The sequence below is a fragment of the Roseovarius sp. CAU 1744 genome, from assembly GCF_039839345.1.
GTDB lineage: Bacteria > Pseudomonadota > Alphaproteobacteria > Rhodobacterales > Rhodobacteraceae > Roseovarius.
The window spans coordinates 692,414-706,875 of the sequence record NZ_JBDOQV010000001.1 but is presented as its reverse complement, the minus strand read 5'-3'; the positions used below and the strand labels follow the sequence as shown (position 1 = coordinate 706,875).

General features: G+C 62.6%; 17 protein-coding genes and 1 pseudogene. 5 read left to right on the top strand and 13 right to left on the bottom strand.

The annotated features are described in order from the left end of the window. Window positions 1–143 precede the first annotated feature (143 nt). The 5 genes from AAFO92_RS03480 to ihfB are packed head-to-tail and all read right to left on the bottom strand — an operon-like array spanning window position 144 to window position 2,562. Window positions 144–773: a class I SAM-dependent methyltransferase gene (locus tag AAFO92_RS03480; protein ID WP_347533255.1), complete on the bottom strand. Its 630-nt coding sequence runs from the start codon at window positions 771–773 to the stop codon at window positions 144–146. 53 nt (window positions 774–826) lie between these two features. Then, on the bottom strand, window positions 827–1,276 hold the full coding sequence (locus tag AAFO92_RS03475; RefSeq protein ID WP_347533254.1) for a GNAT family N-acetyltransferase: 450 nt from the start codon (window positions 1,274–1,276) through the stop codon (window positions 827–829). After that, the gene (locus AAFO92_RS03470) at window positions 1,273–1,917 is read right to left on the bottom strand and encodes a phosphoribosylanthranilate isomerase (RefSeq protein ID WP_347533253.1); all 645 of its coding nucleotides are present in this window, start codon (window positions 1,915–1,917) and stop codon (window positions 1,273–1,275) included. Before AAFO92_RS03470 ends, AAFO92_RS03475 begins: the two co-directional genes overlap by 4 nt. Window positions 1,918–1,925: 8 nt before the next feature. Next, window positions 1,926–2,276, bottom strand: a complete 351-nt coding sequence (locus AAFO92_RS03465) for a LapA family protein (RefSeq protein ID WP_347533252.1) — start codon at window positions 2,274–2,276, stop codon at window positions 1,926–1,928. Window positions 2,277–2,280: 4 nt separating this feature from the next. Then, window positions 2,281–2,562: an integration host factor subunit beta gene (gene ihfB / locus AAFO92_RS03460; protein WP_347533251.1), complete on the bottom strand. Its 282-nt coding sequence runs from the start codon at window positions 2,560–2,562 to the stop codon at window positions 2,281–2,283. A gap of 539 nt (window positions 2,563–3,101) precedes the next feature. On the opposite strand from ihfB, the gene AAFO92_RS03455 reads away from it, so the two are divergent. After that, window positions 3,102–3,839, top strand: a complete 738-nt coding sequence (locus AAFO92_RS03455) for a CHRD domain-containing protein (RefSeq protein WP_347533250.1) — start codon at window positions 3,102–3,104, stop codon at window positions 3,837–3,839. 79 nt (window positions 3,840–3,918) lie between these two features. On the opposite strand, the gene rpsA is transcribed toward AAFO92_RS03455, so the two are convergent. Then, window positions 3,919–5,598 carry a 30S ribosomal protein S1 gene (rpsA, locus tag AAFO92_RS03450; protein WP_347533249.1) on the bottom strand — a complete coding sequence of 560 codons (1,680 nt, stop codon included), beginning with the start codon at window positions 5,596–5,598 and terminating at the stop codon, window positions 3,919–3,921. A gap of 467 nt (window positions 5,599–6,065) precedes the next feature. On the opposite strand from rpsA, the gene AAFO92_RS03445 reads away from it, so the two are divergent. Together AAFO92_RS03445 and AAFO92_RS03440 are read left to right on the top strand one after the other, a co-directional pair. Continuing rightward, the gene (locus tag AAFO92_RS03445; RefSeq protein WP_347533248.1) at window positions 6,066–6,554 is read left to right on the top strand and encodes a YHS domain-containing (seleno)protein; all 489 of its coding nucleotides are present in this window, start codon (window positions 6,066–6,068) and stop codon (window positions 6,552–6,554) included. Window positions 6,555–6,692: 138 nt separating this feature from the next. Continuing rightward, the gene (locus AAFO92_RS03440; protein WP_347533247.1) at window positions 6,693–8,066 is read left to right on the top strand and encodes a DUF3179 domain-containing protein; all 1,374 of its coding nucleotides are present in this window, start codon (window positions 6,693–6,695) and stop codon (window positions 8,064–8,066) included. A gap of 16 nt (window positions 8,067–8,082) precedes the next feature. Here AAFO92_RS03440 and AAFO92_RS03435 read toward each other — a convergent pair whose 3' ends face one another. From AAFO92_RS03435 to AAFO92_RS03415, 5 genes and pseudogenes are all read right to left on the bottom strand, one after another. Further along, a complete protein-coding gene (locus AAFO92_RS03435; RefSeq protein WP_347533246.1) occupies window positions 8,083–8,703 on the bottom strand; it encodes a d(CMP) kinase in 621 nt (206 codons plus the stop codon). A 150-nt stretch (window positions 8,704–8,853) separates the two neighbouring features. Then, window positions 8,854–10,206, bottom strand: coding sequence for a 3-phosphoshikimate 1-carboxyvinyltransferase (gene aroA / locus AAFO92_RS03430; RefSeq protein WP_347533245.1), 1,353 nt, complete (start codon window positions 10,204–10,206; stop codon window positions 8,854–8,856). Between the two features lie 109 nt (window positions 10,207–10,315). Further along, a complete protein-coding gene (locus AAFO92_RS03425) occupies window positions 10,316–10,690 on the bottom strand; it encodes a RidA family protein (RefSeq protein ID WP_347533244.1) in 375 nt (124 codons plus the stop codon). Window positions 10,691–10,892: 202 nt separating this feature from the next. Beyond that, the gene (locus tag AAFO92_RS03420; protein WP_347533357.1) at window positions 10,893–11,189 is read right to left on the bottom strand and encodes an Lrp/AsnC family transcriptional regulator; all 297 of its coding nucleotides are present in this window, start codon (window positions 11,187–11,189) and stop codon (window positions 10,893–10,895) included. A gap of 3 nt (window positions 11,190–11,192) precedes the next feature. Further along, window positions 11,193–11,387: pseudogene (locus tag AAFO92_RS03415) on the bottom strand (AsnC family transcriptional regulator); the annotation flags it as partial. A 14-nt stretch (window positions 11,388–11,401) separates the two neighbouring features. Between AAFO92_RS03415 and AAFO92_RS03410 the strand changes: the two are divergent. Together AAFO92_RS03410 and AAFO92_RS03405 are read left to right on the top strand one after the other, a co-directional pair. After that, window positions 11,402–12,121, top strand: coding sequence for a hypothetical protein (locus tag AAFO92_RS03410; RefSeq protein WP_347533243.1), 720 nt, complete (start codon window positions 11,402–11,404; stop codon window positions 12,119–12,121). Beyond that, window positions 12,069–12,377, top strand: a complete 309-nt coding sequence (locus AAFO92_RS03405; RefSeq protein WP_347533242.1) for an EamA family transporter — start codon at window positions 12,069–12,071, stop codon at window positions 12,375–12,377. The genes AAFO92_RS03410 and AAFO92_RS03405 overlap by 53 nt, the downstream gene beginning before the upstream one ends. An 84-nt stretch (window positions 12,378–12,461) precedes the next feature. Here AAFO92_RS03405 and AAFO92_RS03400 read toward each other — a convergent pair whose 3' ends face one another. Both AAFO92_RS03400 and AAFO92_RS03395 read right to left on the bottom strand, forming a co-directional pair. Next, window positions 12,462–12,920: a hypothetical protein gene (locus tag AAFO92_RS03400; RefSeq protein WP_347533241.1), complete on the bottom strand. Its 459-nt coding sequence runs from the start codon at window positions 12,918–12,920 to the stop codon at window positions 12,462–12,464. Between the two features lie 303 nt (window positions 12,921–13,223). Further along, window positions 13,224–14,348 carry a beta-ketoacyl-ACP synthase III gene (locus AAFO92_RS03395; RefSeq protein WP_347533240.1) on the bottom strand — a complete coding sequence of 375 codons (1,125 nt, stop codon included), beginning with the start codon at window positions 14,346–14,348 and terminating at the stop codon, window positions 13,224–13,226. Window positions 14,349–14,462 lie beyond the last annotated feature (114 nt).

The window sequence follows — 14,462 nt, the reverse complement described above, 5'->3', positions numbered from 1 at the left end:
GCGCCTTTCGGATGATATTTCCGGGATTGCCCCGTCAATATGGCGCGCGGGCGGGATTTTCCAGTGAAAAGGGAGGCGAGGCCGGATTTCGGCACCCGTCAGGCCAGGTCTGAACCCAAGACATGTGGGCAGCCAGAGGCCGGTCAGCGCATCCGCACCACATAGGCCCGCGTCCACAGGTCCGGCTCGCCCAGCAGGAAGGGCAGGAAAGGCTCGGTCCGCTGCACGATCTCCCACGCGCCCGAGGATTCCAGCCCCGCCATCACCGGTGGAAAGCCCTGGTCAGCGAAGGTCGCCTCGATCAGGTTGAACACACCATAACCGCCGGACCGGGTGACGTGTGCCAGGTGCACCAGGCTGATCGGCGGCGCATGGCCGGGTCCGAAGGAACCGACGCAAATGAATCCCGCGAAATGGTCCGCAGCAAATGGCAGCGGCTTGCCAAGGTCGGCCTCGTGCAACTCGGCATAAGCGCCGGTTCTTTGCGCCGCGCTCAGCATGTCGGGCGACAGGTCACAGCCGATCAGGCGCTCATACCCCAGGATCTTCAGCGCCTCGCCCGCCAGCCCGGTGCCGCAGCCCGCGTCCAGCACCGGACCATCGGCCGGGCCCAGATGGCGCGCCAGCAGCCCCGCCCCGACCGGCGGCAAGCGAAATCCGCGCGATAGATTGTCGGCATCGTAACTTTCGGACCACCGGTTATAGATCCGGCGGGTTTCATCAGGCGATTTCGCGCCGTAGACGTCATCCAGTTCCTCGGTCTTTGTCGCCATCTCTGCCCTCTCTTCCGCGGGCTCAGCATCCGCGGCGAGACCCGCGCTGTCAATCAGCCCAGTTCAAGCTTGAACCCGGTATGACTGGCGACAAAGCCGAGGCGTTCATAGAAACGAAGCGTATCCGTGCGGCTGGCATTCATCGTCAGCTGCATCAGGGAACACCCCGCGGCGCGGGCGCGGGCCTGAGCGTCGGCAAACATCGCCTCGCCCACCCCCTGCCCGCGCAGATGGCTGGCCACCCGCACGCTTTCGATCTGGGCGCGGCGCGCGGCGCGCAGCGATAACCCGCTGATCAAGGTGATCTGGTAGGTGGCCACAATGGCGCCATCGCCATCCTCACCGACGATCAGGCGATTGCCGCCTTCCTTCTGCATCCCGTCGAAGGCCGTCAGGTAGATTGACATATCGTCGGCCTCGCGCGACCGGCCCAGCATGTCATCGCGCAGCAGTGCAACCACCTGGGTAACATCGGCGCGGTCGGCCTCGCGAAACCGGATCATGATCGCGCCGCGCGGATGAAATCTGCGATCAACCGCGCATCCTTTTGCCCCGGTGCGCTTTCCACGCCCGAAGCGACATCCACCTGTTTTGCCCCCGTCAGCGCAATCGCCTCGGCCACGTTCGCGGGTGTCAATCCGCCCGCCAGCATCCAGGGCACGGGCCATCGGCGCCCGGCGATCAGGTTCCAGTCAAAGGCAATCGCGTTGCCACCGGGACGGTCCGCACCGGGCGGCGGCTTGGCATCCACCAGCAGCTGATCGGCCACCCGGCCGTGAAGATCAAGCTGCGGCAGATCCTCGGCCGTGGCCACACCGACGACTTTCATTACCGGCAATCCATAGCGCGACTTGACGGCAAGCACACGTTCAGGCGGCTCGTTCCCGTGAAGCTGCAGCATATCCAGCGGAACCGAACGGACCAGCGCGTCCAGCAGATCGTCATCGGCATCGACGACCAGGGCCACCTTGGCCACGCCGTCGGGCACCTCGACAGCCAGAACCGCGGCATCCGGAATGTCGATATAGCGCGGGGATTTCGGGAAGAAGTTGAAGCCCAGATAGGCCGCGCCCGCGTCCACCGCAGCCGCAACATCCGCGGGCCGTGTCAGCCCGCATATCTTGACGCGCACATCCTCTGGCATGGTTCGCCTCAGCCGGCTTCTTCCAGCAGCGCCAGAACCTCATCCTTGCCCTGGTGTTTCTCACCCTTGAGGCGTCGGATTTCGGCCCGCATCTGCTGCATCTCGCGCGCCTGGCGCGCCGCTTCCATCCGCTCCTTGGCTTCGCGGATCCACTCCCAGATGAAGCCCACGATCAGCCCGGCAAGTATCCCGCCGAACATGACGATGAACAGCGGCATGTCATAGCTTGGGTTTACCGCCGCCAGCGCCGCCAGTTCGTTGGGCAGCACCTTGACCGTCACCGTGCCGCGATTGGCCAATGCGATCAGGATAAGCGCCACCGCGAAGATGGCAATCGAGGCATAGCGGATATAGCGCATGGGCTTACTTCCCGTTCAGACGATCCCGAAGCAGTTTTCCCGTCTTGAAGAACGGCACATGTTTCTCTTCGACCTGAACCGACTCGCCGGTTCTCGGGTTGCGGCCGATACGCGCATCCCGCTTCTTCACGGAAAACGCGCCAAAGCCCCGAAGTTCGACCCGGTTCCCCCGGGCCATCGCATCTGTAATTTCATTGAAAATGGTGTTGACGATACGTTCCACGTCACGCTGATAGAGATGCGGATTCTCATCGGCAATTTTCTGAATCAACTCCGACCGGATCATTAGCACCCTCCCCCGAGCGTTTATTGTTTTTTGATCGAATGGCAACGCGGTAACTATAGATAACATCGCGAAAAACAGAAACACAAAGCGGCGTAAGAACGGCGCGAATTTGCCCAAAAATTCGCTTTTGGGTCAAAAAACTTCGGCCAGATGCCAGGCGATCCGCCCGCATCCTCGCCGTTCAGAGTTTTTCTGCGGCGCGGAATAGCCATTGATTCGCAACAAGAAAACAGCCTCCGGAGGGCGGAACACCGCGCAGCCAAGGCGTGCACGCCCGCAGGCGGAGAACATCGCGGGTTGCCCGCGTCTTGCCGGGCTGACGACCCAGCAGGCGGCGCGCAAGACGCCTTCGGCGAAAGAGCCGTCAGGCGTCCATGCGTGACCTTCCTGGCCGGACTCCAGGGGCTGAACCGACCCCGGCGGACCAGACATCAGACCCGGATTTTTCACAGGCTCCGAAACTTTTCCCGCAGTCGGATCGTGTCTTCCAGAGCCGCGAGCTGTTCTTGCGGCGCAACTGACTGGGAGGATATGAACAAATGCCAACTTTAAGAACACTATCCCTGACGACCGCACTCTGTACCGGCCTGGGCACCATCGCCCCGGCCGCAACCATCGACTACCGCGCGATACTGAGTGATCTCAACGGCTTTGGCGCAAGCGGCAAGGTCAACCTCAGGCTTGACGACGTGGCCAACACGCTGTCCGTCCGGGTGCGCGCGTCGGGGCTCGATCCCGATGTCCCGCATGTACAGCATATTCACGGCGTCAAGAATGCCGATGGTTCCAACGGAAATTCCGTGACACCGACGGCGGCGCAGGATAGCGATGGCGACGGTTTTATTGAATTGCTGGAAGGCGCTGCAACCTATGGGCCGATCATCCTGTCGCTGACGGATGACACGGTACCCGGACTTGGGGGCTTTCCGACAGCGCCAAATGGCAGGATCGACTCTTCGTATACCTATGATCTGCTGACGACGCCTGCCTATAGCGGGTCGTTCGACATCAACGATCTGCTGGATCTGGCAGACCGTGAAATCGTGATTCATGGCGCCTTCACCAATTTCCAACTTGAAGACAATATCGGAAACGGCCTTGGCGGCGGTATCGTCGATGACGGCAACGGCAATCCCATCGCGGCCCCCCGCAACTATAATGCCGGGCTTCCGGTGCTTGCGGGCGAGATCAGCGTCGTGCCCCTGCCCGCGGCGGGCTGGCTGCTGATTGCCGGTCTGGGCGGATTGGGCGCGCTGCGGCGGTTCCGCAAAGCCTGAACCCTCCGCTTTCACGAAGACAAAAAAATGGCCCCGCCGGACAGGCGGGGCCAAACGGTTTTCCTACCGGGCTGCGGGTTTAGTCGTCGCCCTTCAGCGCGGCGCCCAGGATATCGCCCAGCGATGCACCGGAATCCGAACTGCCGTATTGTTCCACGGCTTCCTTCTCCTCGGCGATCTCGCGCGCCTTGATCGACAGGCCCAGACGGCGGGTCTTGCTGTCGACATTGGTCACACGCACGTCGACCTTGTCGCCGACGCTGAACCGGTCAGGGCGCTGTTCCGCACGATCGCGGCTCAGGTCCGAACGGCGGATGAAGCTCTTCATGCCTTCGTATTCGACCTCGATGCCGCCATCCTCGATCGAGGTGACCTCGACCGTGATGACCGAACCGCGCTTCACGCCGCCAACGGCCTCGGCGAACTTGTCACCGCCCAGGGCCTTGATGCTGAGCGAGATGCGCTCTTTTTCCGTGTCGACCTCGGACACGACCGCCTGAACCACATCGCCCTTGCGGTAGTTCTGGATCGCATCCTCGCCACGCTCGTCCCACGAGATGTCGGAGAGGTGGACCATGCCGTCGATTTCGCCTTCCAGGCCGATGAACAGACCGAATTCGGTGATGTTCTTGACCTCGCCTTCCACTTCGGTGCCCTCGGGGAATTGCTCGGCAAAGACTTCCCAGGGGTTGCGCATGGTCTGCTTCAGGCCCAGGGAAACGCGGCGCTTGGCACCGTCGATTTCCAGAACCATGACTTCGACCTCTTGCGAGGTGGATACGATCTTGCCGGGATGCACGTTCTTCTTGGTCCACGACATTTCGCTGACATGCACAAGACCTTCGACACCCGGCTCCAGCTCAACAAAGGCACCGTAGTCGGTGATGTTGGTGACACGTCCGGTGTGCACCGATTCCAGTGGATACTTGGCGGCCACCAGATCCCACGGATCTTCCTGCAGCTGCTTCATGCCCAGCGAAATGCGGTGGGTTTCCTTGTTGATCTTGATGACCTGCACCTGGACGGTTTCACCGATCGACAGAATTTCCGACGGGTGATTCACGCGGCGCCAGGCCATGTCGGTGACGTGCAGCAGCCCGTCAACACCGCCCAGGTCGACAAACGCACCGTATTCGGTGATGTTCTTGACCACGCCCTCGACATTCTGACCCTCGGTCAGGTTGCCGATGACCTCGGCACGCTGCTCGGCGCGGCTTTCTTCCAGGATCGCGCGGCGCGAGACAACGATGTTGCCGCGGCGGCGGTCCATTTTCAGAACCTGGAACGGCTGCTTGAGGCCCATCAGCGGGCCGGCGTCGCGCACCGGGCGCACATCAACCTGCGAACCGGGCAGGAAGGCCACGGCACCGCCCAGATCGACGGTGAAACCACCCTTGACCCGGCCAAAGATCGCGCCTTCGACACGTTCATCATCGGCATAGGCTTTTTCCAGACGATCCCAGGCTTCCTCGCGGCGCGCCATCTCGCGCGAGATGACAGCCTCGCCGCGGGCGTTTTCCGCCGCGCGCAGGAACACCTCGACCTCGTCGCCGACGGCGATTTCGGGGGCTTCACCGGGGTTTGCGAATTCCTTGAGCTCGACGCGGCCTTCCATCTTGTAGCCTACGTCGATGATGGCTTGGCCTGCTTCAATCGCGATGACCTTGCCTTTGACAACCGACCCCTCTTCGGGCGTGTCCATTTCGAAGCTTTCGTTCAGGAGGGCTTCGAATTCCTCCATCGATGCGTTTTGAGCCATGTGGCGTTTCAATCCTAACGTTTCGTGTTTCGGGCCGCGCGGTTGTCTCCGCCGGTCTTGGGGTTTCGTTGGTCAGGCAGAGCCCGTCTGGTTCCGCAAAACAAAGAGGGCCGGATTGGTCCCGACCCTGCTCATCTCAATGTTCCGCGGCGGTTTCCGCCTTATCGACAGGCGCGCGTATAAGCCAGTTACGGGGCGGGATCAAGCCCCGACACTGCTGGCGGGCCTGAACATATGCGGTCTTGCGCCGTTCGCGGCGGCCCCAAGGGCCGCGCGGGATGGCAGGCGCGAGGATATCCGGCAGGCCGCGGTGCTGAAGATTATCGCAGAATAACACCGTTCATTCATGGTTTCGAACGATCTGCGTGTTTTCGTGAATTTTCCGGCATTCAAGTTTCACCACGGCGACATAATTTCCGTTCTGTCGCGTCAGCAAAGACCGACCCGGAAACCTGAAAGGACAAAAAATGAAGAACCTGTTGATCACCACCATTGTCGCCACCCTGCCGCTGATCGCGGCGCCTGCCTTTGCAGCGGATGAAATCAATGTCAGCAATGGCATTTCCGCCGCTGGCGCCCCGCTGGCCGTGCATGGCGCCGATCCGGTCGCCCTGTTGAACGACAGCAAGGTCGTCGACGGCTCGGCCCAGCATGCGCTGACCCATGATGGGGCTTCGTACTATTTCGCCAGCGCCGAGAACCTGGAAGCGTTCAAGGCCAACCCGGCGAAATACACCCCTCAGCATGGCGGTTTCTGCTCCTACGGCGTATCGGTCGGCAAGAAATTCGACGGCGACCCGGACAAGTTCGTCGTGCATGAAGGCAAACTGTTCCTGTTCCTGAACGAAAAGACCCGTGAGCTTTTCCTCGAAGATGTCGCTGGCGTCAAAGCCACCGCCGACGAAAACTGGACCCAGATCGAACATAAATCGGTCGAAGAACTGGCAAACGGCTAACGCCGTCCCGGGCAGGGCCAAGCCTCCCCCCACCCTCGTGGCCCTGCCCGTTTTACCGCACTGCTCACCAAGACGTTTAGTGCATGTGATCCCCCAAACACGCATCTTCCGGTCAGACCCGTCACCGGAGGATGCACCTTGCCCCTGACCCGCCGCCATTTCATCGTCAGCGCCGCCGCATCTGGCGCATTGCCTGCGCCGCTTGCGGCACAGGAAAACCAGGCCGAGTTTGACCTTTTGCGCCAGACGATCGCGGGGTCGCCCGACCGCGCCATCGACGCGCTGAATGCCATCCGCAACCGGAACCGGCCTGATCTTGCGGCCGGGCTGATCATGGCGATGCGGTTCTCGCAACTTCCGCCGACCTACTTTTCCGAAACCCTGACCGCCATCACCGGCGCCAAGGCGGGCGACAGTTGGTTCGACTGGATGCTCTGGCAAGAGGCCAACCCCCAGATCGTGCCGCATCAACCCTCGCTCATCGCGCTCAAACGCGAGATCTATCTGCAGATCGATCCGAATTTCGACGTCTTCCTCAAGCCGCGCCACCTGCAGCGCGACCGGATGAAGATCCGCCTGGAAGAGATCACCTGGGGCGGGGTGCGCAAGGATGGTATCCCGTCGCTGGACAATCCCCGCCTGATTACCGCCGCCCAGGCCAGCTATATGCGCGACAGCGATCTGGTATTCGGCGTGGCGATCAATGGCGACATCCGCGCCTATCCGCTCAGGATCATGGGCTGGCACGAGATGTTCAACGAGGTGATCGGCGGTGTACCGGTCGCCCTGGCCTATTGCACGCTTTGCGGCTCGGGTATCCTGTTCGAGACCAAGGTGCGGGGACGGTCAAGGCCGTTGATCTTCGGATCGTCCGGATTCCTTTACCGGTCCAACAAGCTGATGTTCGACCGCGCCACCCATTCGCTGTGGAACCAGTTCACCGGCAAACCGGTCTCGGGGCGGCTGGTCAATAGCGGCATCGAGCTGCAACAGCGCCCGGTCGTCATCACCACCTGGGCCGAATGGCGGCGCGACAATCCGGACACGCGCATCCTGTCGCTGCAGACCGGCCATCGCCGCGACTACGGCTCGGGTGTGGTCTATCGTGAATATTTCGCCTCCGACAACCTGATGTTTCCGACAAATGTCGATCAGCGCCAGCACCGGCAAAAGGATTACGTCTTTGGGATCCGGGAGTTCGGCGGGGCCAAGGCGTGGCCGCTGAAGGCGTTTCGCAAACGCCGGGTCATCAATGATGCAATGCAGGGCAAGCCGCTGGTGCTGATCGGCGACGCCAGGAGCCGCTCGGTCCGCGCCTATGAACGCGGCGGCCTGACCTTCGAGAAGACCAAGGATGGGCTGCAATCGTCGGATGGGGTCCACTGGCAGATCGACGAAGAGGTGTTGCGGGCCTCCGATGGGCGCACCCTGCCCCGCGTCGCCGGCCATATCGCCTATTGGTTTGCCTGGAACGGGTATCTGGGCAGCGAAAGCGAACTCTACAAAGGCTGAGGCGTTCTGAACCTGCTCAGCCGTCACCCGGCGCCAGCCGCCGCTCGATAATCCCGATCGCGGCCTGGGTCGCTGCCTCGATGGACATTTCCGAGGTATCGAGCATGACGGCATCCTCAGCCGGCTTCAGGGGGGCGGTGGCGCGGGCGCTGTCGCGGGCGTCGCGGGCACGCAGATCCTCCAGGACATCCTCGACCGTCAGCACCATACCCTTGCCGGTCAGTTCGGCATGGCGACGGCGGGCGCGGACATCATCATTGGCGGTCACGAACAGCTTTACCTGCGCGTCCGGACAGATCACCGTGCCGATGTCACGCCCGTCCAGAACCGCACCGCCGTTGCGGGTCGCGAACGCGCGCTGAAAATCCAGCAACGTCTGACGCACCTCGGGGATCGCGGCCACGCGGCTGGCGGCCTGCGCCACCTCGGGTGTGCGAAGGTCATCGGCGTCAAGATCGGCGGGTGTCAGCGCCCGCGCGGCCGCGACCGGATCGGTGCCGTTCAGGGTGCGCCGCCCCGTCGCGCGATAAAGCAGCCCGGTATCCAGATGGGCAAACCCGAACCGCGCGGCGACGGCACGCGAAATCGTGCCCTTGCCCGCCGCCGCAGGCCCGTCAATTGCCACGGTAAAGCTCATCAAACGCTCCAGATCCTGTGCACATCTCAGGCTTATCCAAAGCCCGTGCGGAAAGGAACCCCATGCGGGTTCCCCGGCTTTCTCGCATAGCGCCATCCGCAGCCGCGATACGCCGGGCATCCGGGGCCGGCCCTTCGCACGGCTTGCGGATCAGCGGTTATCGCGACTAATCCGGGCGCCCAGCCCCGCCATCAGCGGCTCGAAGATCGGGAAAGACGTGGCAATCGGGCTGCCGTCATCGACACTGACCGGGTTTTGCGTGGCCATGCCCATCACCATGAAAGACATGGCGATGCGGTGATCCAGGTGGCTGGCGCAGGTGGCCCCGCCCGACACATTGCCGTGGCCCATGCCAGTGACGGTCCACCAGTCGGGGCCATCCTCGACCGTTACGCCGTTTGCCCGCAGCCCGGTGGCCATCGCGTCGATCCGGTCGCTTTCCTTGACCCGCAATTCCTTGACCCCGCGCATGACGGTGTCGCCTTCGGCAAAGGCGGCCACCACCGACAATACGGGGTATTCGTCGATCATGCTGGCGGCGCGCTCGGGCGGTACTTCGATACCCTTCAAGTCGGGCGAGAAGCGCGCACGCAGGTCGGCGACCGGTTCGCCGCCCTCGCTGCGCTCGTTTTCATAGCTCAGATCGGCCCCCATCTCGCGCAGCGTCGTGAACAGCCCGGCGCGGGTGGGGTTAAGGCCGATGCCCGGCACCAACACGTCCGAGCCCGGCGTGATGATTGCCGCACAGACCGGAAACGCGGCCGAACTGGGATCGCGCGGCACGGCGATGGTCTGGGGCGTCAGCTCGGGCCGGCCGGTCAGGGTGATGACGCGGCCCTCTTCGGTTTCCTCCACGGTGATGTCGGCCCCAAACCCGGCCAGCATCCGTTCGGTATGGTCGCGCGTCGCTTCCTTCTCGATCACCACGGTCTGGCCGGGCGCGTTCAGCCCCGCCAGCAGAACCGCAGATTTCACCTGCGCCGAGGGTACTGGCACAGTATAGCGCACGGGCACAGGGTCGGCAGCGCCGGTGATCGTCATCGGCAGGCGGCCGCCGCCGCGGCCCACGGATTGCGCGCCGAACAATGCCAGCGGATCGGTCACGCGCGCCATCGGGCGGCTGTTGAGCGACGCGTCACCGGTAAAGGTAACGGTAATCGGCGAGGTCGCCATCGCCCCCATGATCAGCCGCACCCCGGTGCCCGAATTGCCGCAATCGACCACCTGGTCAGGCTCGGCGAAACCGCCGGTGCCGACGCCGTGGACCGAGTATTCGCCGCCGCCGTGGTCCGTGACCTCGGCGCCAAAGGCACGCATGGCCTTGGCGGTGTCCAGCACATCCTCACCCTCAAGCAGGCCTGTGATACGGGTTTCGCCCACCGCCATCGCCCCCAGGATCAGCGAGCGGTGCGAAATGGATTTATCCCCCGGCACATCTGCCGTGCCGGTCAATGGGCCGCATTTGGCAGAAGTCATCGGGATCGGAGTGCCGTGGCCGGACATGAACGCGCCTTTCTGAGTGGGTTACTGCCCGCCTGATAGCGCAACCAACCGGCAGCGTCCATCCGTCGTGGCGGGCAATTCCTGACCGGATTTCCAGGCCAATCGCGGATCAGCGCCCACGGTCATGAACGCGCGGTTGCGCGGCAGCGATGACCAGGATCTCGACCCTGAGTTCAGGCAGCGCAAGCTTGGCCTCTCCGCAGGCACGGGCCGGCGCATGGCCCTCGGGCACCCAGGCATCCCAGACTTCATTCATCTCGGCAAAATCGGCCATGTCGGCCAGCCAGATGGTGGTCTGCAAAATGCGGTACTTGTTGGAATTTGCCTTGGCCAGCAGCTTCTCAACCCGCTCAAGACAGGTGCGCGTCTGGTCTGCGACGCTGTCTCCGGCATTGCCAACCTGCCCGGCCAGATAAACGACGTCGCCATGGTGCACGACCTGGCTCATGCGCTGATTGGTTTCGTAACGGGTGATATCGGTCATGGGGCGCCCCTGGTTGCGTACGTTGGAAGGTCAACCTCAGTCCTGCACCAAAAGAACGTCAAGGCCAAGCCCCGCGAAACACCGGCCCGGGGCTTTCGCGCCGTGGTCCGGCAGCGCGGCTTCCCTGCCCTGCCGCCTGTACGACCGACAAACGCGCTGGCAAAGAAGGGCGCCACGGGCACCGGGCGCATGGCGGGTGCCTTCAGAGCTCGACCAACCGTTCGGGTATGGGCGTCGATTGCACGATCGAAGAATTGGTGGCGCCGAACGGCACGAGCCGGTCAATGACGGCCTCCATATCCGCCACGTCGCGGACATGTGCCCGCGCCACAAAGCAATCATCGCCCGAGACCCTGTCGCAGGTCACGATCTGGGGCGTGCCCCGGATGGCTTCGATCATGTTCTTCATCTCGCCGGGCAGAGGGCGCGCGCGGATCAGCACCGTCAGACCATAACCCAGACGCGCTGGGTCGATCCGCGCGCCGTAGCCGGTGATCACGCCGGCATCTTCCAGGCGCCTGACGCGATCCGCAACACTGGGCGCTGACAGGCCGACGCGACGGGCGAGCTCTGCCCGGGGAAGGCGCGAATCGCAAGTCAGCTCGCGAATGATCGCGGCATCTATGTTGTCCAGAGCCGCTTTTCCAGATCGAAGGAAATTTGAGGAACTCTCCTTCGTATTGGCTGGATTTTTCATATCTTGCATGATTGTTGACCATATTTTCCAGGTTCTTTGCCTTCTATTATCACATGATGACGAAACAAGCCAAATCCGCCCCGCCGGCGCCGCCACCCGGTGCCCTGTCTCATCTGTCCGCGCGTGTGCCGCCGCACGCCTGGTTCGGGCTGTCGGCAATTTTCCACTATCTCGGTCCGGCCTTTGCCGTCCTGCTCTTTCCGGTGATCGGCGTGCTGGGCGTGGCCTGGTTTCGGATCGCCGCCGCCGCGCTGGTTTTCGCACCGATCACGAAACCCTGGCGCACCTTCCGCAATGCCGCACCGCACGAGCGTTTGCTGCTGTTGGCCCTTGGCGGGTGTCTGGCGGTGATGAACAGCGCCTTTTATCTTGCGCTTGACCGGCTGCCGATCGCGCTTGTGGCCGCCATCGAGTTCACCGGCACAATCATGGTCGCGCTGTGGGGGTTGCGCACCGGCCGCAATTACCTCGCCCTTGCCCTGACCGTGATTGGCGTGACGTTGCTGATCGACACCCCTTCATTGCTTTCGGCGGGCGGTGCCAAGCTGACATCTGACCTGCTGGGGCTGTTCTGGGCGGTGCTGAACGGCGGCCTCTTCGTCCTTTATCCTTTACATCATCCTCGGGCACAGGATTTCCGAAACTGGTGCATCGGGTGGGGTGGAGCGTCTGGGCGCGGCAATGTCGGTGGCCTTCCTGTTCGTCATGCCAATCGGCTTCCTTCAGGCGCTTGACGCATTCGGCGCGCCGGTTCTGATCCTGGCAGGCGCCGGTGCGGGCATCTGTTCTTCGGTCATACCCTACATCTGCGACCAACTCGCCATGTCACGGCTGCCACGCGCCAGCTTCGCCTTTCTTCTGGCGCTCTTGCCCGCCACGGCAACGATCATCGGCGTAATCGTTCTGCGCCAGATCCCGAACGCCGTGGAGGTCATCGGGGTGCTGTTCGTCATGGTCGGGGTTGCCGTTCACAAGCCGCCACGACCTTGAAGTGCCCGCGCCCGCCCCGGCAATGGACAGGAACGGATTCCGAGGGGTTTACTGCGCCACAACCCAAGCGGGGTGGTCCGGCTATCAGGTAGTTTCTTCTTCCAGGTGCAGTTTCATGTCGATCAGGACCTGCTGCAGCATCGTGGTTTCCTTCAGAAGCCGCTTGGCCTCGTTCACGGTGATAACCCCGTCGTCGATGGATTGCTGGTACTCGGCCATCAGCATCGCGAAGCGCTGGCTCAGCGCGATGACGTCGGAATTCACGCCGCCCTTGTCAGCGGTGTTCTTGCGCCGTTCGTCATAGGACAGGCTGATGCCCTTCAACTCGGCCAGCGCGCTGGTGACATGCGGATAAGACGCCGCTTCCTCCAGCGCGGCCACGGCATCAATCGGCATGAAACGGTCAGCGTGTTCGTCATGGTCGGAATAGTACCGCCCCAGCGTCGCCTTGGACTTGCCCGTCAGCTCGCAGGCGGGCTCGATCCCCACATCCTTGACCAGCGCCTCGGTATGTTTCTTCAGATAGCTTCCGACTTTTGACATTACTCATCCCCAAGGTGGTGCGGTCGTCACGACAAGGGAAAGCCCCTGATGTTTTCCCATTAAAGGCTTTATCCCGAAATGTCATTTGTAAGCAATCCCAAGGTTTTCCGGGACGAAAGGGTGCTCGTCGTCCCCAAGTGCGGGCACGAGGGTGAGGCCGGGGGTTTCGGGGATGTCCTTTCTTCGTGATCCCGTTTGCGGGCATATTGGCGCCATCGCATTCCATCCCAGGAAGTTCGCTTCCAAAGAGGGTGGTGTCAGCCTGTCAAAGACGGCCTCACCCGTTGCCCGCAAAACAGCGGGTCAACCCGCGCGCTCGACCAATACCGATCCCACTGAATAGCCCGCCCCGAAGGAACAGATAAGACCGGTGTCACCCGGCGCCATGTCATCGGAATATTTCGAGAAGGCGATGATCGAACCGGCCGAGGAAGTATTGGCGTAATCCTGCAAGATGTTGGGTTGCTCGTGGGCCTCGGGCACCCGGCCCATCACCTTGCGCCCGATGAAATCGTTCATTGCCTTGTTGGCCTGATGCAGCCAGAGCCGTTTCAGCTCTGCCGCCTCGATACCCTCGTCGGCCATATGCTCGGCAATGTGCCTTGATACCAGCGGCAAAACCTCCTTGAACACCTTGCGGCCCTCCTGCACGAACAGCATATCGCGCCGGTCCGCCATGTGGCCCTCGCGGGTGCGGCGCAAAAAGCCGTTATTGTTGCGGATATTGTTCGAAAACTGCGTGGCACAGCGGGTCGAGCGGATTACGAAATGCGCGCCCTTCGCCTCGTCTGCGCGTTCCAGCACCGCGGCGGTGCAGACATCGCCGAAGATGAAATGGCAGTCGCGGTCGCGCCATTCCAGGTGGCCGGAACAGATTTCGGGATTCACGACCAGCGCACGGCGGACCGACCCGGTGCGGATCATGTCCGCTGCCGCCTGCATCCCGAACGTGGCCGACGAACAGGCGACATTCATGTCAAAGGCAAACCCGCCCGCGCCCAGCAATTGCTGGATCTCGACAGCAATCGCCGGATAGGGGCGCTCGTGATTGCTGGCGGCACAGATTACCAGGTCCACTTCCTCTGCCCGCCGCCCGGCCCGCTCCAGCGCCTTGGCGCAGGCGTCCAGCGCCATTTCCGCCATCAAAGACGGCTCATCATTGCCGCGCTCTGGCAGGTGCGGGTGCATCACTTCGGGATCCAGAACGCCGGTCTTGTCCAGCACGTACCGCTGATGGATACCCGATGCGCTGACGATGAATTCCGTCGACGAAGGCTGCTTGGCCTCGATCTCGCCAGCGGCAATCGCATCGGCGTGCCGGGCATTGAACTTCTCGGCATGGGCGTTGAAGGCCGCAACCAACTCGTCATTGGTTACGATCTGGTCAGGCGTGTAGACGCCGGTGCCCGTGATGGCGGGTGTGTACATGGTTCTTGCCCCCGAAGCAGATCACCCAAGATCGTCCACAGGGTCGGCAACGTCAAGCGGGCAATGCACGGAGCAACGGGCCCTGGTCGCCCCCCGTGCCGGGCGACGGGTGGG